The following is a 20,908-nucleotide window of genomic DNA, read 5'->3' as shown; positions in this document are numbered from 1 at the left end:
ACTATTTTGATGGATTGATGTCCTGGTCAATCTGCTCAATTAATTTGATGTTGAATCGCTCGCAGGTCTGCAGCAGGTCTGGAATGAGCTTGTCCAAACCCTCATTGGTTTCGGAAAGTTCCTTATGCGTTTCCTTAAGAGCCTTAATTTCAGAGGTCAGACGCTGGTTCTCGGCAGTAGTGTCTGCAAGTTCCTGTTGAAGATCATTAAACTCTTGTTTCTTCCTTTCTCTGTAGCATCGGGCGTCTTCTTTCTTAAACTCTTTTCTTTCCTCAGCTGATCGTTTCTGTCTTTTTGCACGCTTTCTCTTGGTCACAGGAACTTCGGGCTTGTTGTCATCACCCACACCAGACCCAACAGGCTCAGGTTCCTGTTGTGATCGGTTTATTGCAGGCGCTGCACCGGTTTCACGTACTAAATGTATTTCACATGAGGTTGCGTTCGGGTTTTCAATGACTTTGAGCAGTTTCTCACTGGCTTCGAGTAGTTTTTGATTGGCTGTGGAAAGCTGCTCGGCACTTTTCCGGAGCTTAGTATATTCAGCACTCAGACGCTGGTACTCGGCATTAGCTTTATCAAGATCTTGGTTAAGATTAAGCCAGTCTTGTTTGTTCCTGTCCCTTATGCGTTGGGCGCATTTTTGCTTTGATATTCTTCTTCTATTAGCTGCGTCTTCCATTTCAGCCTTTGTTTTGACAGCCTTGCCTCTGCCCCTGCCCCTCCTGACTTTGGGCTGGCTGTCATCACTCTCTGAAGAAGAGCTGACAAGGCAAGGTCGCTTCTCGACACGACGCCCCGCGCTGTCGGTACCAGCTGATGTGCCAGGCATGCTGTCAGCTGTTGGTTCTTTACTGGAGCCAAAGGCAAATGGACGATCTGGTTGTATATTCATTGCCGTTAACCCTGTCCTTTCTGGTCGTTGTTCATAGAGTTTCTAGACTCAATAAAACAAAAAACGTTCTTTATTGGTTAGCAGAACTAACGGCATTGTTCATTAAGACAAAAAAACCACTCAGTGCTCAACAGAGTGGTTTTTTCGGGTATTCGGAAGATCATGTTGATGAAGTGGATATGACGCTCTTTGTTTTATGCAACAAAATAGGATTATCGTGTTGATTATAGGTTGAAAAATAGTAGGCATAGCACAAAACAACTCCACTATACCTACTATTATTCTGCATTTTAGATTTTAGAACACATTAGCCAGCAGGAGGGTTACGGAACCAGAACCCACTGCTTCTTATTAGTATCACTGCAACCACTAAATGACACACGGTCTCCTTCAGCTACGTCGTCGTTATTGTCTCCGCTAATGGTCATGCAGTTCCCTGCTGACTTGGGCTTGATGGTGGAATAGCCATACCGGTACTGATCTTCATGCACTCTAAAGAGCTGGTTGTCACCTAAATGACAATCCCATGTTACGAGTCCACCAGTATTGAAATTCACATCCAGACACTGATCGGGAGTGTTAACGGGACGAATAGAAACGTAGTTAATGCCATCAACTACGCCTTCATCGACCGTTAACCATTCCTGGTAGTCATCGGTGTTCAGGCATTTGCCCATTTTCATACTGTCATTGTTTGCGACGTCGCCTTCTTCACGGTCAACCCGCATGCAGGTGCTCAGGTCAGCTTTGGATCGAATATGATAGGTAGACTCCGGCACAGTGACAGGCTCGTCACCTACTTTGTTACCGAATATATCAATTTCTGCCAGACTGGCCCACCGGCTACCCTCCTCAAATGGGGACTCCGCTACAAAACGGAAATAGCGTGCTTTCTCCATTTCAAAATGAATGGTTTTGGCTTTCTTATCACGTCCTACGTAATTTCCCGGGTAACTGAATGAGCCATCCTTTTCTGATGAACCAACAATCATTTTCCAGGTTTCACCGTCTTCACTGACGTAAAAACTGTACGTTCCAATAAGACCGCGAAGTCTGTCCGCGCCATTCTGTCGTGGGTGGAAGCGAGCTCCTACCACTTCATAGGTGTCACCCATATCGATATCGACGGTATGGGGGTAAGTGTCATAACCAGCGGAGTGCCTTGTCTCCCACAGAGAGTCTGTTCTGCCACTGAAGAGATTGCTGGCACCGCCATCCCCCCTCTGAATCTCTTCACTGCTGACCGCCATGACAGACCAGTTGTCTCTGGGAACAGCAGAAGCTTCACCAACTACCAGAGGCGCTCCGCCAATCGTGTCCATGCGCTCAAGAAATTCATCGAATGTGCTGTCATCTTCATGAGCGCCAAACCAGTTTCTTTCTGCAGTGACAGTCCGGGGCGTAACCATCAGTTTCTCGAGTTGCTGGTCAGGCCATTTATAGGCAGTATCAGCCCAGAGGCTGAGCTTTACGCCTGTCATGTCAGGGCTGGCTGAACCTTCCAAGGTATAAATCTTGGGAGGGTTTGGCATGGTATTAGGAAAACCGGGCGTCAGGTAAAGGTAAGGAGTACCTGTTAAAGTGGTGTTGTATCCTTTCTCAGTGTAATAGTCCAGAGCGTTTCCGATCCAGGCGTCAATACGGATGTCATTATCGGCATCGAATGAGATTGGTGATCGTTCGTACCAGTTCCACTTTTGGGTTTGTTTACCCAAACCCTTTATAACGTCGTTAGCTTCGTTAATAAACTCGACCAGTGGATCACCGATTTCTCTTAGATGGTCTGAGTCCGCAACATAGCTAGCAAGTTCAGCACAGCTTGTAAGATTGCCCCATTCCGGTACTTCATCCGTACCTATATGGAAGTACGGGCCGCTAAACCAGGGAGCAAATTCCTCGATAAGCCCGAACATAAATTCCCTGCCGGATCTTGGACTGTTTGCTGATTTACCTGTGTAATCCAAATTCCAGCGAGGGCCGTGTTCACCTTCCCAGCCTCTACCGGTGACGACGCTCATACTTGGGCATTCAAAGGCAGCATCTTTCCTGAAGTCCGACAACATCTTACCATGTCCCGGAATATCGATTTCCGGTACGATCACAAACATGGTTCAGTTTGGCGACGGCTTCCAGTTCTGCAATATCCTCTCTGGTATAAGCCCTCAGTGCTGCCAGACCTTCCAGCTCAGGGTTGTCACTGTCTAAACGAAAGGCGTTCCACTCGGTGAGATGGAGGTGCAAGCGATTCATTTTCATCCAGCCCATCTGGCGGATCACATCTTTCAGTGAGTCCACCTCCCAGTATTTTCTTCCGGCATCAACCATGATGCCCCTTTCCGTTAAACTGGGATAATCGGTGACTTCACCTCTGGCAATACGGCTTTTCTCATCATCTTGCTGCAGCAGTTGCAAAATGGTTTGGGTACCGTAGAAGAGACCAGTATTTGTATTAGCTTCAATTTCAACCGTATCGCCGACCTTAAGTTTATACCCTTCCGGTCCGAGTTCATCGTTTTCATTGCCTAATAATGTCAGGCTAATATCACCATTTCGCAGAGTATCTGACGTTTCAATAGTGAGGTTTAAACCAGTGACGGCCAGAATGGTTTCCTGAAACTTTTCGGCTGTATCTGAAATGTTGGTTGTAATACCTGCCAACGTTGATTCTGTATTGCCAGGGTTAATAACAATTCTGGAATTAGCAGTTACTTGATAGCTACCCTCGGTTGCTTCCCAGTTCCTGACCGTTGGAATGGTTTCAAATTCAAGTGTTACTGATGGAGGAGGTACGACAGTATTATCAGAACTATCGTTACTATTGCAGCCATACAATACAGGCAATGCCAATGCGCAACACACAGCCAGTTTATTAAGTTTCATTGTTTACTCTGTTTGAATGTTTACTGTTTTAATTTAATGCCCTCTCCGTAAAGCCCGGAGAGGGGAGGGAGGCAATAATATGAAGAGACGGTTTTCAGAGTGAGCTTACAGGAAGCCCAGGTACGCACCGGTAATGCCCAGCACCACAATACCGCCAATGACTTTCAAAGGTGACACGCCGCGCTTGATGAACGAGAACACGCCCAGAGTGAAGACCAGAGGCAGGAGCTTCGGCATAATCGGGTCAAAAAGATCCTGCTGCAGGGCAACGGTTGCCTGACCCACTTCAAGAACCAGTGTCGTGTTCAGGTTGACAAAGGTAGCAATCAAACCACCTACAACGGTCAGACCTACAATGGTTGCAGCGTGAGACAGCTTCTGGGTATGTTCCTTTAATGCGCTGATCGCTTTCGTACCGGCGCTGTAACCGTAATGAGCCAAACCAAAGCGCAAGCCAAAGTGAACCGCGTTAAATAGCACCAGGAAAAGCACAGGTCCTGCCAGACTGCCTTCCATTGCCAGCGATATGCCCAGTGCGGCACAGATAGGCAACAGGGTCAGCCAGAACAACGCATCACCGATCCCCCCCATTGGCCCCATGGTAGCCACTTTAATAGCCCGGATAACAGACAGGCGCTCCTTGCTTTTCTCCATGGCCAGCACGATTCCCATGATAAACGTCACCAGGAAAGGGTGCGTGTTATAGAACTCCATGTGGAGCTTCATGGAACGGCTCAGGTCTTCGTCATTTTTATGAATCTTACGCAGGGATGGAATCAGACCGTACAGCCAACCCGCCGCCTGCATACGCTCATAGTTAAAGGATGCCTGCAAAGCCAGTGAGCGCCACGCCATTCTGGTAATATCTTTACGTGTCAGTTCCGCTGCCGGAGCCTGGTCTTCATACTCATCGGCTACAACGGTACTAGTGGCCTCTGCCTTGGCCAGCATGCGCTCTGCCTTGGCGTCCATTTCAAGTGTACTTTCAAATGCCATCGTTAACGCCTCCGGCTTGCTGTGGAACCTGTGCAGCTACTCTGCTGCTCTGGAAATAATCCGCCAGTGCGATCGCGATACCTACAAGCGCAATAGCGATAACAGGCAGTTCAAGGTAAGCAGCGGCAAGGAAACCGACGATGAAATAAGGAATGTAGCTTTGCTTGAACATGATTTTCATGAGCATGGAGAAACCGATAGCTGGCATTAATCCGCCCGCTACACCCAGACCACTCATTAACCATTCAGGCGCAACTTCAACGACCGTTTGCGCTTGTTCAGCACCAAAGAAGATAGGCAGGAAGGCAAGAATGAAATAGAAGCTGAACAAAATGCTCATGCCCATATAGTTAACCCGGTCAATTCCCTTCCAGTCTGCTTTAGCTGCCATCTCGTCGCAGCGATGCATGACAGGCGAAAAGGCGGTGAACAGCAAGGTGATCAAACCCTGTACCGCAACAGCGAATGGTACAGCAATACCAATAGCAGCCTGTGGTTCAGCCTGTGTCAGAATGGCGAAAGCAACGCCAATAATGCCACCGATAACAACATTAGGTGGCTGGGCGCCAGCTAGAGGTGCCATACCCATCCAAACCAGTTCGAGCGATGCACCCGTGATAAGGCCTGTCTGCACATCTCCAAGAATAAAGCCAACAATAGGTCCTGTAATTAATGGCCGGTGCATATGGGTCAGGCCGTTGAATAAATCGACCCCCGCTATGCCCGCCAGTAATGCAATCATTAATGCTTCAAATAGCATTGTTTCACCCCGGTTGTGTTAATAGCCAAAAACCATCTGAGAACCTCTTTTATTAACCTGATGGCAAGAGGTCTTCTTTTGATTAGTAATCTCAATTCAGGAAAGCGGCAAAACTGAAATTACCACTCCCGTCATTCCAGCAAAGGCAGGAATCTGACACGGCTGTGACTCCCTGCCTTCGACGCTGTGTTTTTACCTGCGTCTTGCCTTAGAAGGCGTAAGACGCTCCGAAAACAAAGCCGAAGTTGTCATCGTTGTTTTTGCCCGCTGCATCCTTGCCACCATCTTCGTGACGGACTTCAAAGAATGGATCTATACCCGTATCAGCAATATTGAATCGGGTAACTCGCCACTCGGTATTGAATGCATCATCCTTTCTGCCTACCGAATTTCGCTTAAGCTGGTCAACATAAATGGTATTGAGTTTGAATTGATAGTCACTGGCATTAAAACCGACAGCGGTATCGTAACGGTTCTGTACATGACCAACGTCGCTGTTGGTTGAGTAATGCGCTCTTGCCCGGTGACTGACAAATAAGCCATTGTCAAAGTTATAACCGACTTTAATCAGGGGGCGGTTCTGACCACCAGTTCCTTTTCTGTCACCAGAGCTGCCATCTAAAGATAAGCTGTGATAGCCAACGGCCAGCCAGAGGTTATCGTTATTGTAAAGCATCTGCTCAATACCCAGGGTCGTATCAGTAACACTGCGTACGCCACCTGTCTGATCACCTGCAACTTCTACCAAAACAGTAGTACCAGTCTCAAAAGTATGTCCCAGCTCGAACGTGTACTCTGTACTCCTTTCTGTATTATGCCGAAGGTTGCCTGTGATATAAGAGCTTGCAGAAGCTGACGATACGACAGCCATCCCCAGAATTGCTGTTGCCAGAAGTTTTTTTTGCATCATGTACTTACCCCTTTTAATGTTATTTTTTTGATCAAAAGATCAAACGTTATTGCCACACACTACTGACTTAATCTCAGGTGGACTCAAAACCGATGGGATGCAACCATTTCTTACCACCTTTCTTTTTGTGACAAATATTAACTTCTTCTTTCGAATAGTAAATAGAAAGCTTTCATTTTCTTTTCATTTTTTGACATAAATCAAATATTCACAATCACAAGTAGTCCTGCAGCCGTTTCCGGATCGCCTCCATACAATCAGAGAAAGAGCCACAAGGCTTACCCGCTCAACTTATCGGACTTATTTAACGGGAAGAGGGCAATATCTATCCCTGATTGCAGGAAGCGGCGTTATTGTCTTTACAGCTTTGTAGAGTCCCTTCAAAATACCCGATATAAAATCTTTCGCCTTTCGATAAGAAAGATACAAAAAGGTATTGAAAGGTATTCGAAAGGCGTATATCGTAAAAACGCAACTGTGCAGAGGCACAGTTGCAAGAGAGGTTTGAATGAGCACTGTTGAGCGGCGTGAAGCCATTGTTCGTCTGGTGTCTGATAAAGGGCAGGCTCGTGTTGAGGATCTGGCGGATCATTTTAAGGTGTCCACTGTCACCATACGTAATGACCTGAATTATCTCGATAACAAGGGCGTTTTGCTTCGCTCCCATGGGGGAGCCATGTCAACGGGCGGTTTAACAAAGGAAGTATCCTTTCAGGATAAGGGAGGCGTCAATGCTTCAAGGAAAGCAGCTATTGGGGAAGCCGCAGCCCGTTTGGTCAACGATGGCGAGTCCATCATTCTGGATTCCGGAACGACCACTCCGTACGTTGCCAAAAATTTACTGGACAGAAAGCATCTGGTCATCATGACCAATGGCCTTAATGTGGCAGTAGAACTGGCAAAGTCACACGATATCGAAATTATGATGACTGGCGGCACCTTGCGAAAGAAGTCTTACTCCTTCTATGGCGCACAGGCTGAAGATGCCTTACGTAACTTCCGGTTTGATAAATTATTTCTCGGAGTCGATGGGTTCGATCTTGTCGCAGGCCTGACGACTCACTTTGACCGGGAGGCGAGTCTTAATCGTGTGATGTGTGATATTTCCAGTGAAATCATATTGGTCGCGGACTCCAGTAAATTTGGTAAAAAGGGTTATCACTTGATTCGCTCTTTTGGTGCTTTCAATACACTGGTCACCGATAAGGGTATTCCGGCTGATTATCTGGCAGGGCTGCAGCGTCAGGGGGTCAGGGTCATTATTGCTGATGAGTAGTCAGTAATAATGACCCTGAAGAATACGTAGCCTCCCGGCAAAGCCTGTATTTAATCACCAAACATTTTATGTGGTTACAGAACAACCGCTTTATTTAGTGAAAAAATCGTAACAAGTTCCAGGGAGATTACTGTGGAAAGTTTGACTGAGATCATAAAAGCAAACAAGCAGGGGCAGAAATGTGGCGTCTACTCAGTATGCTCCGCTAACCGTCTTGTTCTTGAGGCAGCTATTCTTCAGGCAAAAAAAGACAACACTGCATTATTAATCGAAGCAACTTCCAATCAGGTCAATCAGTACGGTGGTTATACAGGAATGCTTCCTGAAAACTTTCGGGATTATGTTTTTGATATCGCCGCAGATTTAGATTTCCCCCGGGAGCTAATCTGGCTTGGGGGTGACCACCTGGGACCAAACTGCTGGCAAAGCGAACCCGCTGACCAGGCCATGGATAAATCACGGGCACTCATCAGAGCCTATGTTGCAGCCGGTTTTACCAAAATTCATCTTGATGCCAGCATGAGCTGCGCTGATGATCCGGTTCCCTTGTCGGATGAAATGGTGGCCCGTCGCGCCGCTGATTTATGTACAGTTGCAGAACAAACCGCTATAGAGTGCTTCGGTCAAAGTCAGCTGGTGTATGTAATAGGAACCGAGGTACCTGTTCCGGGAGGAGAGGCTGAAGATATAAAGACTATCCATGTAACTACTCCGGAAAGAGCCTCCCATACTCTGGATTGCCACAGAAATATTTTTAATGACAGCGGCCTGCAACAGGTCTGGGACCGGGTCGTTGGGCTGGTTGTTCAGCCGGGGGTTGAGTTTGATCATACCACCGTTATTGATTATGAAAGAACGAAAGCAAAACCGCTCAGCCAGTTTATAAAAGATGTTCCGGGCATCGCTTTTGAAGCCCACTCAACGGATTACCAGGCACCTGAAGCTTATGCTGATCTTGTTGAAGACCACTTTGCCATCCTGAAAGTCGGCCCTCAGCTCACTTTTGCCATGCGTGAAGCCATTTATTCTCTGGCTCATATTGAAGACTTATTGATTCCTGAATCTGAGCGTTCGCATATTTGTTCAGTGATGGAAGATGAAATGCTGACTCATCCCGAAAACTGGGAAAAATATTACAGCGGCAATGAAGACGACCTTCGTATGTTCCGCATCTTTAGTTACAGCGACCGTATCCGTTATTACTGGGGTTCTGAATCCGTTGAAGCTGCACTGAATAAACTACTGGGGAATCTGGACAATAAAGAAATCCCCATGCCGGTTATCAGTCAGTATCTTCCTGATCAATATCAGGCCATAAGGAAAGGGGAGATTCATAATAACCCAAGGTCACTGATTCATCACCGAATTATGCAGGTAACCAGCAATTACGCCAAGGCGTGCTGATTGACTCTTAACGGCTATATAAGCCTTATTCATTTTACGATTAATCTTTGCATTAACAGGCAGGACGCTTTTGTTCTGGCAAACAAAATAGTAACTGAGAAAATAATGAGTACCTATCTGACCTTTGATGAGAGTTATCTTCGGGATATTTACGGCGAACATACAGCAAAAGAAATTACACACCAGCCAGCGATGTGGCGTCAGGCTTTTAACAATATAGAAACGATCAGGGGTGAAATCGATGCTTTTTTAGCCCCGGTAATGAAGAAAGACAATGTCAGAGTGGTTCTGACGGGGGCAGGTACGTCAGCCTTTGCTGGTAAAACACTTGCACCACATCTGACTAAAGTGACCGGACGCCGTTTTGACGCTGTGAGCACGACTGACATTGTCGCTGCACCGGGTGAATATCTCGGTGAACAGGTGCCAACTCTGGTGATTTCTTTCGCACGATCCGGCAACAGCCCTGAAAGCGTGGCAACAGTGGATCTTGCCGATCAGGTCTTAAACGACTGTTATCACCTTGTACTGACCTGTAATCCAGAAGGACAGCTGGCTAAGGCGGCTCAAACTAAAAAAAATATGTTTTGCTTGCTTATGCCTGAGGGTACTAATGATAAAAGCTTTGCTATGACCAGCAGCTTTACTTCCATGATGCTCAGCGCCCTCTGTATTTTTGATCCATCCGAAGGGCTGGCCAACAGTGTGGAAAGCATTTGCACCAATACAGAGCAATTAATCGCTGAAAAAGCAGCAGAAATGAAGGCACTTGCGGCCAAAGCCTGTGAAAGGGTGGTGTTTTTGGGAAGTGGCAGCTTTCAAGGGTTGGCGCAGGAATCCGCTCTTAAACTGCTGGAGCTGACTGCCGGGAAAGTGGTCGCAATACACGACTCACCTCTGGGCTTCCGCCACGGGCCAAAGTCTGTCGTCAATGACAAGACCATTATTTTCAATTTTATGTCCAATGATCGCTATACGCGGCAGTACGACCAGGATCTGCTCGCAGAAATAAGGCAGGATAATCAGGCAATGCACATTGTTGCGCTGTCCGACGGCGCCGACGAGCAAGTCATGTCAGGAAATGTGATCTGCACAGAAACACAAGCTGGAAATGAAAATGTTTGGCTTTCATTTCCTTTCATTGCTCTAGCTCAAACTTTCTCATTCTTTAAATCCGTACAATTGAATATAACACCGGATAACCCTTGCCCTACCGGAGAAGTTAATCGTGTCGTGCAAGGCGTCACTATCCACCCTTACAACAAAAAATAACTGTTTAACAATTTGAGTCAGGAGAAAGAGATGAGTAACCCAAACATTGTACTGGTTCGTATTGATAACCGTTTATTACATGGTCAGGTTGCAGTCACCTGGAGCCATCACGCAGGCGGCAACCTGATTCTGGTGGCTAATGACGACGCGTCCAGCGATGAAGTTCGTCAGAACCTGATGGATATGGCGGCTCCGAGCACCATGGCAACCCGCTACTTTTCCATTCAAAAAACCATCGACGTGATTCACAAAGCCAGTCCTGCCCAAAAAATTGTTCTGGTGGTTGAAACCCCTCAGGATGTACTGCAGCTGGTGAAAGGCGGTGTGCCTCTGACTCAGGTTAATGTAGGCAACATGCACTTCAGCGATGGTAAAAATCAGGTTCATAAAACAGTCTCTGTTGACCAGAGTGATATTGAATCCTTCAGAAGCCTGAATGAAATGGGCGTTCAATGCACGATTCAGCGTGTTCCGACAGAAGACCCTATCGACATTATGAGTGTTATTTAACTGATCAAAGCACCTGAGAAAAGCCATTAAAACTTTGGATTTATTATGATTGGAATTGTGGTCACCGGGCATCTTAATTTTGCCACCGGCTTTCAGTCTGCTCTGTCTGCTATCTCCGGCGATGAGCGACAAATTGAGTATGTCGATTTTCTTGAGTCTTATTCAACATCAGATCTTGAACAGAAATTGCGGGAAGCGTCTGACCGAGTGGATACCGGCGACGGTGTACTGTTTTTATCAGACATTCCCGGCGGCTCTCCGTTTCAGCGTGCAGCGCAGGTAGCTGCTGATATGAGCCATGCTGATGTGATTGCAGGTACGAACCTGGTCATGGCAGCAGAAGCGTGCATGGAAAGAGATGACCTTGAATTGAATGCTCTGGTAGAACAGGTACTGGAAGTTGGCGTTATGAGCATCAAAAGCGTTCGCTCTCAACAAAAAAGCGACAAACATTCCGATTCTGCCACTGGTGACGGTATCTAATGAAAGCGATCCCGGTCTCAGGTGATTACTGCCTGAAAGCTCGCCAGGTTTTTACTGCCGACGGCATGAAAGACAACGCTTATGTCCATATCAGTAATGGTCATATTGAATCAATCGGCTTTGAGCTTGATCCCCGTTATCAACTGATTGACCTGGGTGACAGAAAGTTACTTCCCGGACTGATAGATCTGCACATTCACGGTCAGTCCGGCGCGGATGCCATGGATGCAACGCCGGAATCACTGGCAACTATTGCCAGAGACCTCCCAAAAAATGGAGTGACCGGCTTTCTGGCAACCACGGTAACGGCTCCGTGGGAAAAGATTCTGGCAGCCCTGGCCAACATACGGGAATGTATGGGACAGGATACCAATCAGAAAGGTGCTGAATTGCTTGGAAGCTATCTGGAGGGTCCGTTTTTCACTCCGAAACACAAGGGCGCGCATCCAGAGCAGCATTTTCTGTCACCTTCCGCTCAACGGATTGATGAGTTAATCGAGGTGGCAGGCGACTCATTAAAAGTCGCAGCGCTGGCTCCTGAAAGTGAAGGTGCTGTAACAGCCACTGAGCGACTGAAAGCCAATCATGTGAGAGTCGCTCTGGGGCACAGTGACGCCACGTTCGAACAGGCAACAGCCTGTATTGACGCAGGTGCCAGCATAGCAGTCCACCTCTATAACGGCATGAGTGGTTTGCATCATCGTGAACCCGGGTGCGTGGGGGCCTTCCTTGCCAGTGACTCTGTCACGACTGAAATGATTGCAGATGGTGTCCATGTTCACCCGGCAGCTTTGAAACTGAGCTGGAAATGCAAGGGAACGGACAAGTCTGTCCTGATTACTGACTGCATGTGTGCAGGTGGCCTGCCAGATGGTGAATACCAGTTGGGAGAGCTTCCGGTAACCGTGATCGACGGTGTTGCCAGAACCCGTTGTGGTTCATTGGCAGGCAGTACGCTGCCAATGAATAAAGCTATTCGCAATATGGTGGCACTGGCCGGAGTGCCGGAGGCCGATGCGATAAAAATGGCCACAGAAGTACCAGCAAAACTGCTTGGAATAGACAACAGAGTTGGTGTTATTGCCCCGGGAAGGGAAGCCAGCCTGATTGTTACAGACAACGATTACAACGTAGAGCTGACACTGATGAAAGGTCAGCCAATCTATCCTGAACAGAGAGAGTCAAAGTAATGGCATTGGTTTCTACCCGACAAATGCTTCTGGATGCACAAGCTGGCGGATACGCAGTACCGGCTTTTAATATCCACAATCTTGAAACCGTACGTGTTGTTGTTGAAACAGCAGCAGAAATGCGTTCTCCGGTTATTCTGGCAGGAACGCCAGGCACAATCAGCTATGCCGGAGCAAAGTACATCGTTGATATTGCTGAAGCTGCCAGTCAGTTGCACGATATTCCCATCGCTCTGCATCTGGATCACCACGAATCCTTTGAGTCCATTAAGGCACTCATCGACCTTGGTGTTAAGTCGGTCATGATTGACGGCTCCCATCACGACTTTGAAGAAAACATTCGCATTGTCAGTGAAGTGGTTAAATATGCCCATGCCCGCGATGTCACAGTGGAGGCAGAACTGGGGCGTTTAGGTGGTCAGGAAGACGATTTGATTGTCGATGAAAAAGATGCACTGTATACCAACCCGGCCCAGGCTGCAGAATTCATAGAGCGTACCGGCATTGACTCACTGGCTGTCGCCATTGGTACCGCTCATGGCATGTACAAGTCCGAACCTAAACTCGACTTTGAACGTCTTGCGGAAATTCGGGAACAAACGACAGCCCCCCTGGTTCTACACGGCGCATCGGGCATTGATCGTGAAGATATCCGAAAAACCATTGAGCTGGGGGTGACAAAGGTCAACGTAGCCACTGAGTTAAAAATCGCTTTTTCAGATAAAGTAAAAGAGCATTTCATTGATAACCCGGAAGCTAACGACCCAAGAAAATACATGGAACCGGGCAAAGAGGCGATGGCTAACCTAATAAGGGAAAAAATTGATATCTGCAACAGTGCTAACCGGGTTTAGCGGAAAACGTTCCTAAACCGGAATGGTTGCAGATAGACTGATAATGGCAAACAGCTCCGTTGCTCACATAGCGGAATAATGTTTTGCGATATACGGAGTTGTTGTTTGTCATTTTTAAATATGCCGGGGATCGCTGTAGTCAGGAAGGATGAGTCAGAATACGATTACCATGTTCAAGCAGAAACCACTGAGCTGATGAGTGCCTGTCCACATTGTCACAGCACTCAAATTAGACGGTTTGGCACTAAAATCAACACGGTAATCCGGATACCCGTTTTTTCATACTGTCTTTCAATCAGCCCTTTTTTCAGTGTACGGAGCCAGGCGTTATTCCAACCCTACCAGCGTTGAAGCCTGCAGCCCCGCCGCTATTGCCATCACCGTCGTCCGTGTCAGATTTCTTTCTGGTTTCACGGAAGTCCTCACAGAGGTTAACTCCATTGCGTCTCATGATCAGGGCAATCCATGCTTTCAATACCGCGTTACTGGATGAGTACTGTTCATCCCCCATCCCCAGAAAGAAGCTTGCCATGGCATTCTCCCTGAGTTCTTTGCCTCCGGGCCTCATTCCTATCAGCTTTTCCCGTTCCTGATCCTGGGTCCCGGACTTATAGGTATAGTTGGTGAGAATGGCGGCCGCATTTGGATGCTGGTTTTGTATAAGGTTGATATTCTCAATTGCGCCGTTCCTGCTTTTAGGGTTGTCCGCAGGCCCCGTCAGGGAAGATATCAGCAAAAGCTGGTCTATTCCTTCTTCATCCGGAAACACAATGGCTGCGGGCAAATTCAGGTTTCCCCTAAAGCCTTCGACATGGCTGACCCCGGGTATCTCTGTGACAGTGACAGGCTGGGGGGCTGGAGGCCCGTTTCTTCCTTCACCGTGGTTAATAGAAATAAATGCGTCGGTAATTATATTGTTCCGCGTGCGCCCCCGGTCATCAGAACGCTGAGGATGTGCCATAACATCATCAAGGCTGGTTCGAACATCACCCTGCTGTGAAGCACTGACCAGCCGGGCAGTAACACCTTGCTGAGCGTTTAAGCTGTCCAGAATCGCTTTTAGCTCATCTGCCGCCGTCCGGATTATGTTCAATACATCGGAACGGTTTTCAACGGTATTTCGCGCAAGAATATCTGCCCTGGAATTAAAGTCAGGGCTCAGCCTTCGACGCTCGTCCTGTAACCGTTCTGAGTTCAGTTTTGCAAAATCACTGCTTAAGGGGCTGTATAATTCCTTGAAAAATCTTCCGGACGCCTCAGTCAGACGACCACTTTCATCATAGAAATGACGGGCAATGTGACGGTCACCAAAAAAGCGATCATAAACGGTTTCAGGGGTTTCTCCCTGCTTCACGTCCTCCAGGAATTCAGGACTGAAATTAATGTGGCTGATCTCCTCGTAAACCTTTGTGTACTTTTCTTCAGACTCTGCCCTGGTCATAATATATTGATGCCGTTTTCGCATATCCTCCCGGGTTAACATGGAGTTAAAGGTGGGGTATCCCGAGCCTCCGACAGTGGTAACCCGATACTCACGCCCTGCCACACGGTAGGCGGTATGAGTAATAGGGTACGCGAAGTAATTGTTAAGCGTCTCACCAACCCCGGTATACGGCACCTGTTCAGTTCTTGGTGACTGAAGAAGTACCGGCTGCCCCTCATCATTGAGAGTCGGTATGAACTGGGATGATTCAATAACAGACACATCATCCGGTTGACCGGACGCTCCGGGAGATGCAATGGGGTAAAACGGTTGGGTATAACCGGGTATAGGTTGCCAGGGTTCATCCCCCGGATAAGCCTGACCTGAAAAAAAAGGCAGGAGGGTCGCCCCTATGACAGGCAGTGACACTCTGCTGACGACCACTGTCCAATCAAAAAATTTACACATGCTTATCGTTTCCTTATTTCTTGTAACCACTTAAACAGGCAACGCTGAAATGAGTTCTCAGATAAAAACTCCACTTTAATTTAGTGCATTTTTTGAGTGATAACAGGAACGCTGTTATTGCTGTAAAGGAACTACTCCCGCCCCCCATGGTCTTAAAGGAATTGAAAGGAAACCAAGGTATGGATACCAGACATGATAAACTCCACTCCACTATCGTCACAGCTATCGTCACAGCCTGCGACACCCGAAGTACGCACAGTAAACCCTGCAAAGAAGTCTGATGAACCCGTAGCGGTTGAACATACACCCTTCCTTACCTGGAAACGGGATCACCGTAGCAGGCCACTGCCTGACTACAGGGTTAAGGTGCTGGATGAGCCGGTCGCCGATCCGTTGCAGGTCAAGCCAGAGCTGCCCATTGTTCTTGAAAGCCCTCCACTGCCAGAGATGGCAGGCATTCCGGATGCTTTAAAGGCGCCCTTTACCAAAAACCTGATCTCGCTGGTTGAGCAACTCAAGCAGGAGCAGTATGAGAAAGGCATTGAACAATGCAAAAAGCTTCGGAAGTTTGCCGAGTGCAAGCAACATCTTGATACACCGGAAATCATGCAATTCCTTGATTCGCTCTACGTTCTGTTCAGCCTGAGTCTGGGAAAGAAGGAAGTCATTGACCAGCTGCACACTGCCGATCCGGACACCTTTATTCGCTGGCATCTGGATATCGCAGCCAGTGCCGCCCCCGGCTCTGACAACAAAGCTAAAGCCGCCATCAACTCTGACACTGCAGCGAAAGCCAAAGCCGACACCGATCCTGCCCCCCTGAAACCGCCGAAGGAGCTGGAGCTGTATTGTCTGCGCAGGGCGGCGGATGCTGGCAGCCAGACAGCCAGACAGCATCTGGTGCTGCAATTGCTGTTTGGTCAGGAAGACCAGAAGCCTGATGTTTATCTTCCCGAAGAAGCGCTTCGTTATATCAAAGCCATGGCGACTGAACAGGGTGAACCACCGCAGCCTCTGGTCATGGGACATCATGGTGCCGTTATTCGTAAACTGGTGAAACTGGCGACCAATCCCACGACGGAAGATCGTGAAGCCCTGACCAAAGAGCTGGCCGAAGACAGCGACCCCAACATTCAGGCTCTGGCTGTTGCCCTGTACCTGAAGCCTCTGTTTGGCGCCACAGACATTGACCGCGCACTAGCAGAAGCAAACACGTTGAACTCTGCCCCTGACAGCCACCCTCATCTTCGTTACTGGCAGGCTTTGGCCCAACTTAAAAAAGGGGAACCCGCGCTGGTGGAACAGGCGGAAGCCAGTCTGGAAAAACTGGTCAGGCAGAATTACCCGGCTGCCATAAGGGTGGCGACTGAGCATTATATGCGGGTCGGAAACATTTTTAAGGTCGACACCTTTGTGGTAGGCACCAAAGACAATGGTGTACCGGTCGAATACTGTCCCGACCTTGCCCATACACTGGCCACGGCCTGCGAGTATCTGGAAACAGAAGTAAAAACGGTGCCTTTAGGTTGGTCAACCCCGGGGGAAAAGAAAGAAATGCGGCAGAACTATAAAAACATCGCCATCAGCCACTGCTGCCCGGAAGCCCGTCTTGCCAGTCTTGCCAGTCTTACCATGGACATACCGAAGAAGAACAGACCAAAACCCTCGAGAGATGAGCCCGTTGAAAAAACCTGCTTGCCTGAGCATGCCAGAGACTTACTGCATCAGTGCCGTTTTTCTGAAGACCCGGAGACACTGGTGTTTATTTATCTGGATCAGTTACAGCAAACCGGTAAAAGCGATGAGAAGCTGCTCGATCTGGCCATGGCCATGGACCCCGTCAGAACCTGTTGCCGTATGCTGGCACTGAAGGTCTACTCTGAAAAATGGTCGTACCAGGCCCTGACGACAAAGTTATACAGCCTGATTAATGATGTGGCCGATCTGCCTGAAGACTGGCAACAGAAACCGTCTCAGAAAGCGCTCTATTACGGACTGACAGGACCCCATCACACTCTTACTCCGGACTGTGAAAAGTACTTCAGGCTTGCCTCACAGCTGGCTTATGGCTACCAGAGCCTGACACCGGATGAAACGGGTATTTATGACGACCTGAAAGAACGTTATGCCAAATTCCTTATGCATCAGGGCAAGCCTGAAGCGGCGAAAAGAATGTTTTCCAGCTATGAGAAGACTAATAAAAGCCTCGCAAGGGGTTACGATGCATCCACCAAGGTGCCTGAAGATTACTCCGTTTTTCAAAAAGACTTACCCGCCTGCTACTGGGATTTAACGACCTTTGAAACAAAGTCAGACAGCACCCCGGTAGCGTCTTTTAAATACCAGAAACTGCTTGATCTGCAGCAGACGATAGCCAGTCATCCCGACCCTGCGCTTCATCAGGCATGGTCTGAAACCTGCCGCTATTTTCTGGATAGTTCGGGCAAACATCTGACCAATGAACAAATTATGGACCTGAGTCAGCGAATGATCCGATGTCAGCAACAGGTTGATTCACTGACAGCCTCTATGCTGAATCAGTCCAGACAGATGATAGAAGCCAGGGCAGAGCAACTCGCATTGACTCAGGGCAGCTCCGAACCACTGGAAAGGATCAGGAACCAATGGGGTCAGGTGACCTTCCCTGGGGTGCCCCGTAAAAACCTGGCCGCCGCTGACTCAGGACAGTCGAGTCAACGGCGACTGCCGGAAAGGCGACCGAACAGCCAGGTAATGGAACATCACCTTGAAGCACCACTGCGGGCAGCAGAGACGGCTGAAGAACGACTGGAGCTTCTGCAGCAATTGCTGGCCAAAGGGACATTCAATACGCCGGTCATTACCACCCTCGCCCTTGAGGCAATAGAAACCCTTCCTCCTGAAAGGCATGAAGAAGCGCTTGAGTGTTTATCGCAGCTGGCAAAGAGACTGACAGACGACGTGCTACGTCTGGCGAATCGCTTTCGCCAATCGCTCTGTGAGCATATCCAGGCTCTGCATGTAATACTGTATGACCCACCTGAGAGACGTCATTGTGAAGCGCTTGCGTTGCGATTGGAAGATATGAAAATCTGCGCAGGGGCTGTAAACCTGAGACAGTTATCGGAGGTACTTCACCCCGCCGCTCTTTATCGGGAAAGAGGCCTGCATAACCAGGTGATCGCAGCTTCAGAACCCTTTGCGGAACAGTTGGATCGTATGCTTTCCAGCATCGACGAACCCAAAGCCTTTGTGGACTATGCCAGGTACCTGGCCGGTAAGACACTCAGCCATGAGGAAACCAGAGCGCTTCAGGAACTCCCCGAAAAAGTACGGGAGCAGCAAAAACCTCTGGCAAAATTGTTATCGGATTATGTGCTGGGCAAACGGTGCAAAGGCCATATTTTAAGAACCGCCGCTAACACGAAAATTTTCCTGGACTTTAGAGTGGATCCTCTGTCTATTGGCCTGGAAGCTGGCATTATTTCCGCCCGGGAAGTGCGGCAAAATGCCAGGTGGTTTGACAGTAACTCAGTCTATAGCAATGTGCTTTATGCCCTCTCGGCGAACACCATTGAAGAGCTTAAAGATTACCACGGTAAGCTGGAGACCTCGACCAGAATGAACTCCAAGGACTGCAAGAAGATGTGCCGTGACAAGTACTTTGTAGCACTTGGGTTTAAAAGCCTGAAAATGGGTGATTTCAAACTCGCTTATAACTGTTTCAAAAATGGTCAATGCGACTACGGTATGGCTATGCTGGCATGGAAGCACAGCAAGGGGTCACTGACTGATAAGACAGGTCGTCAGATAGCCAAACAGCTTGATCGGGCGGCTGGGAATGCCAATACCGAGGCTCAGTGTCGTTTGATCGACTGGATGCTTGGGAATGAGCAGGTCGTGCAACCGCTGCTGAAAAAACGCGCCTGCCGTTTCCTGTTTTCCCCCGTCGTTGTACCGTCCGTTGAACGGGAGTTTTATCAGGGTGTGGTTGAGTACCTGGGGATGGCTGACGATTTCGTTCACAACGCGAATCAAACGGCAGGTTTAACAAAAATCCGGGCAGCCCTGGATTCAGAGTCCCCCATACCGGCTTTACGACTGGTTCAGCTGACCGCAAACGGTAAGCTCTCACAGGAAAAAATCGGCAGAGACAGCCTGCTGCTGTTTGCCCAGAAGTTGAACCGTTATAAGGGCAACCTGCCGCAGGAATTAAAGCTGGCCGAGCCCACAAAAACATGGGAACAACTGGCAGACAGACTGGAAGCGCATTCCGGGACCACCACAGAAGCCGACAGCGCTGATTTATTAGCCGCCGCGCAAACACTGAGGCGCGCCGTTGAACCCGCCAAAGCCATCGTCCCGATGCGAGCCAAAGTTAAGAAAACAGCAGCTTCCCGTAAAAAGGCGTCTGAGGCTCTGCAGAAACAGCAACTGAAGCAACAACGTGAAAAAGAACAACTTGAAAAAGAACAACTTGAAAAAGAACAACGGGCTGAAAAAGAACAGACACTACTGAAAGACCTGACCAGCCAGCTTCAGGATGTAATGGCTGAGCCACAAGCCGTGCTTTCCATTTTGAATGAACTCAAAGAGGTTCAGGGTGCCCGCTTCCCGGAAGTGGCTGACCACTTATTGCCCCGGTTGGCCAGTTATCTGCCCGTGTCGGCGGACAATAATGATTTAACCGTGGCCTTTTTCAGAAATATTCAGGCAAAAGAGGGCATCGACGAGGTCATCAATGAACTGCTGGACAGCTTTAAGTTCCGATTCGAGATCAGAGAATCGAGTCTTGCCGCCAGCGCCCCCCAGAGCATAACGGAAGAGAAAGAAACCCTGTTGCGGCTATTGCCTGATAACCTGAAGGTTACTGAAGCCAACAGGGAAGCCATGGGCATTTTTACGGGTGCCTTTGCACCGGATTTTCCGGAAAAACTGCAGCGCATTCTGAAGTTGCCCCACAATGCAGCCTTTCTCCAGCGCACGCTTCTGGAGCATTCCGAGCTGACACCGGACTCACACCCTGCACTCTACCGTTCTTACAACTTTAATCGTGCCGGGGTCGATGAACAGGCAAGACTGACCCAGTCGAAAACGAATGATGAACTTCTGGAAACCCTGTTTTGCGATTTATCATCGTTTACTGCCAGCGATATTGAACGCTATTTGTTAAAGCACCCTCACCTGCCCGCTGAAGCCAAAATCAAGCACTTCCAGCGACTGGAACTGCCAGTCAGGCAGAAGCTGCTGGCTACGGTCGATACGAAGGTGATCAGTGAGGGAACCTGCCAGATAGCCGCCAACCCGAGACGCAAGCTGAAACAGGGCCAGTTGCGGACAAAAGCCCAACAAATTATCGACGGTAAAGAAAGCCCGACAATCACGGACATACTGTCTGTTTACATGGGTTTAAAAGGTTACCTTGACGTTCCGCTCGCGCAACGACTGCATCCGGACATGGAGAGGCTTGCTGGCCAACACCTGCAGACACCCCCGGAGCAGTGGGATGGAAGTATGGACAGGCTCTGTGCCATGGCAATAAAACATATTCTGTCTGATGGACAGGCGGAATCACCGTTCAAAGTAACAAATTAAAAAAGGAGTTTGCCTT

The 20,908-nt window shown here is 48.6% G+C and carries 16 protein-coding genes; 9 read left to right on the top strand and 7 right to left on the bottom strand.

Going from position 1 to position 20,908, the window contains the following annotated elements:
- Nucleotide 1 precedes the first annotated feature (1 nt).
- Nucleotides 2-679, bottom strand: a complete 678-nt coding sequence (locus tag V5J35_RS00770) for a bZIP transcription factor (RefSeq protein WP_354011560.1) — start codon at nucleotides 677-679, stop codon at nucleotides 2-4.
- Nucleotides 680-867: 188 nt separating this feature from the next.
- Here V5J35_RS00770 and V5J35_RS00765 point away from each other — a divergent pair, with 188 nt between their 5' ends.
- Nucleotides 868-1,116, top strand: coding sequence for a hypothetical protein (locus V5J35_RS00765; protein ID WP_354011559.1), 249 nt, complete (start codon nucleotides 868-870; stop codon nucleotides 1,114-1,116).
- Nucleotides 1,117-1,215: 99 nt separating this feature from the next.
- Here V5J35_RS00765 and V5J35_RS00760 read toward each other — a convergent pair whose 3' ends face one another.
- From V5J35_RS00760 to V5J35_RS00740, 5 genes are all read right to left on the bottom strand, one after another.
- Entirely contained in the window at nucleotides 1,216-2,994 is a 1,779-nt protein-coding gene (locus tag V5J35_RS00760; RefSeq protein ID WP_354016229.1) for a discoidin domain-containing protein, read from the bottom strand.
- Nucleotides 2,957-3,772, bottom strand: a complete 816-nt coding sequence (locus V5J35_RS00755) for a glycoside hydrolase family 20 zincin-like fold domain-containing protein (RefSeq protein ID WP_354016228.1) — start codon at nucleotides 3,770-3,772, stop codon at nucleotides 2,957-2,959. The genes V5J35_RS00760 and V5J35_RS00755 overlap by 38 nt, the downstream gene beginning before the upstream one ends.
- Nucleotides 3,773-3,877: 105 nt before the next feature.
- Nucleotides 3,878-4,768: a PTS system mannose/fructose/sorbose family transporter subunit IID gene (locus tag V5J35_RS00750; protein WP_354011557.1), complete on the bottom strand. Its 891-nt coding sequence runs from the start codon at nucleotides 4,766-4,768 to the stop codon at nucleotides 3,878-3,880.
- Nucleotides 4,758-5,528 carry a PTS N-acetylgalactosamine transporter subunit IIC gene (agaW, locus tag V5J35_RS00745; RefSeq protein ID WP_354011556.1) on the bottom strand — a complete coding sequence of 257 codons (771 nt, stop codon included), beginning with the start codon at nucleotides 5,526-5,528 and terminating at the stop codon, nucleotides 4,758-4,760. Before agaW ends, V5J35_RS00750 begins: the two co-directional genes overlap by 11 nt.
- A gap of 208 nt (nucleotides 5,529-5,736) precedes the next feature.
- Nucleotides 5,737-6,438: an oligogalacturonate-specific porin KdgM family protein gene (locus V5J35_RS00740; protein WP_354011555.1), complete on the bottom strand. Its 702-nt coding sequence runs from the start codon at nucleotides 6,436-6,438 to the stop codon at nucleotides 5,737-5,739.
- A 508-nt stretch (nucleotides 6,439-6,946) separates the two neighbouring features.
- On the opposite strand from V5J35_RS00740, the gene agaR reads away from it, so the two are divergent.
- The 7 genes from agaR (at nucleotide 6,947) to V5J35_RS00705 (ending at nucleotide 13,427) form a co-directional block, all read left to right on the top strand.
- Nucleotides 6,947-7,714, top strand: coding sequence for a transcriptional repressor AgaR (gene agaR, locus V5J35_RS00735; protein ID WP_354011554.1), 768 nt, complete (start codon nucleotides 6,947-6,949; stop codon nucleotides 7,712-7,714).
- A gap of 132 nt (nucleotides 7,715-7,846) precedes the next feature.
- Nucleotides 7,847-9,118, top strand: a complete 1,272-nt coding sequence (locus V5J35_RS00730; protein WP_354011553.1) for a D-tagatose-bisphosphate aldolase, class II, non-catalytic subunit — start codon at nucleotides 7,847-7,849, stop codon at nucleotides 9,116-9,118.
- 105 nt (nucleotides 9,119-9,223) lie between these two features.
- Nucleotides 9,224-10,390: an SIS domain-containing protein gene (locus V5J35_RS00725; RefSeq protein ID WP_354011552.1), complete on the top strand. Its 1,167-nt coding sequence runs from the start codon at nucleotides 9,224-9,226 to the stop codon at nucleotides 10,388-10,390.
- Between the two features lie 30 nt (nucleotides 10,391-10,420).
- Entirely contained in the window at nucleotides 10,421-10,900 is a 480-nt protein-coding gene (gene agaV / locus V5J35_RS00720; protein WP_354011551.1) for a PTS N-acetylgalactosamine transporter subunit IIB, read from the top strand.
- Nucleotides 10,901-10,945: 45 nt separating this feature from the next.
- Complete coding sequence (gene agaF, locus V5J35_RS00715; protein ID WP_354011550.1) at nucleotides 10,946-11,383, top strand: PTS galactosamine/N-acetylgalactosamine transporter subunit IIA; 438 nt, start codon at nucleotides 10,946-10,948, stop codon at nucleotides 11,381-11,383.
- Nucleotides 11,383-12,573 (top strand): N-acetylglucosamine-6-phosphate deacetylase, encoded by a 1,191-nt coding sequence (gene nagA / locus V5J35_RS00710; RefSeq protein WP_354011549.1) that lies wholly within the window; start codon nucleotides 11,383-11,385, stop codon nucleotides 12,571-12,573. Before agaF ends, nagA begins: the two co-directional genes overlap by 1 nt.
- On the top strand, nucleotides 12,573-13,427 hold the full coding sequence (locus V5J35_RS00705) for a tagatose bisphosphate family class II aldolase (RefSeq protein WP_354011548.1): 855 nt from the start codon (nucleotides 12,573-12,575) through the stop codon (nucleotides 13,425-13,427). The genes nagA and V5J35_RS00705 overlap by 1 nt, the downstream gene beginning before the upstream one ends.
- 307 nt (nucleotides 13,428-13,734) lie before the next feature.
- Here V5J35_RS00705 and V5J35_RS00700 read toward each other — a convergent pair whose 3' ends face one another.
- Nucleotides 13,735-15,318 carry a hypothetical protein gene (locus V5J35_RS00700; protein WP_354011547.1) on the bottom strand — a complete coding sequence of 528 codons (1,584 nt, stop codon included), beginning with the start codon at nucleotides 15,316-15,318 and terminating at the stop codon, nucleotides 13,735-13,737.
- Nucleotides 15,319-15,510: 192 nt separating this feature from the next.
- Between V5J35_RS00700 and V5J35_RS00695 the strand changes: the two genes are divergently transcribed.
- Nucleotides 15,511-20,892: a hypothetical protein gene (locus V5J35_RS00695; RefSeq protein ID WP_354011546.1), complete on the top strand. Its 5,382-nt coding sequence runs from the start codon at nucleotides 15,511-15,513 to the stop codon at nucleotides 20,890-20,892.
- Nucleotides 20,893-20,908 lie beyond the last annotated feature (16 nt).

Source organism: Endozoicomonas sp. NE40 (assembly GCF_040549045.1).
Lineage (GTDB): Bacteria > Pseudomonadota > Gammaproteobacteria > Pseudomonadales > Endozoicomonadaceae > Endozoicomonas_A > Endozoicomonas_A lisbonensis.
Note: the sequence above shows the minus strand (reverse complement) of the source record. Positions and strands in the feature narration are given on the sequence as shown.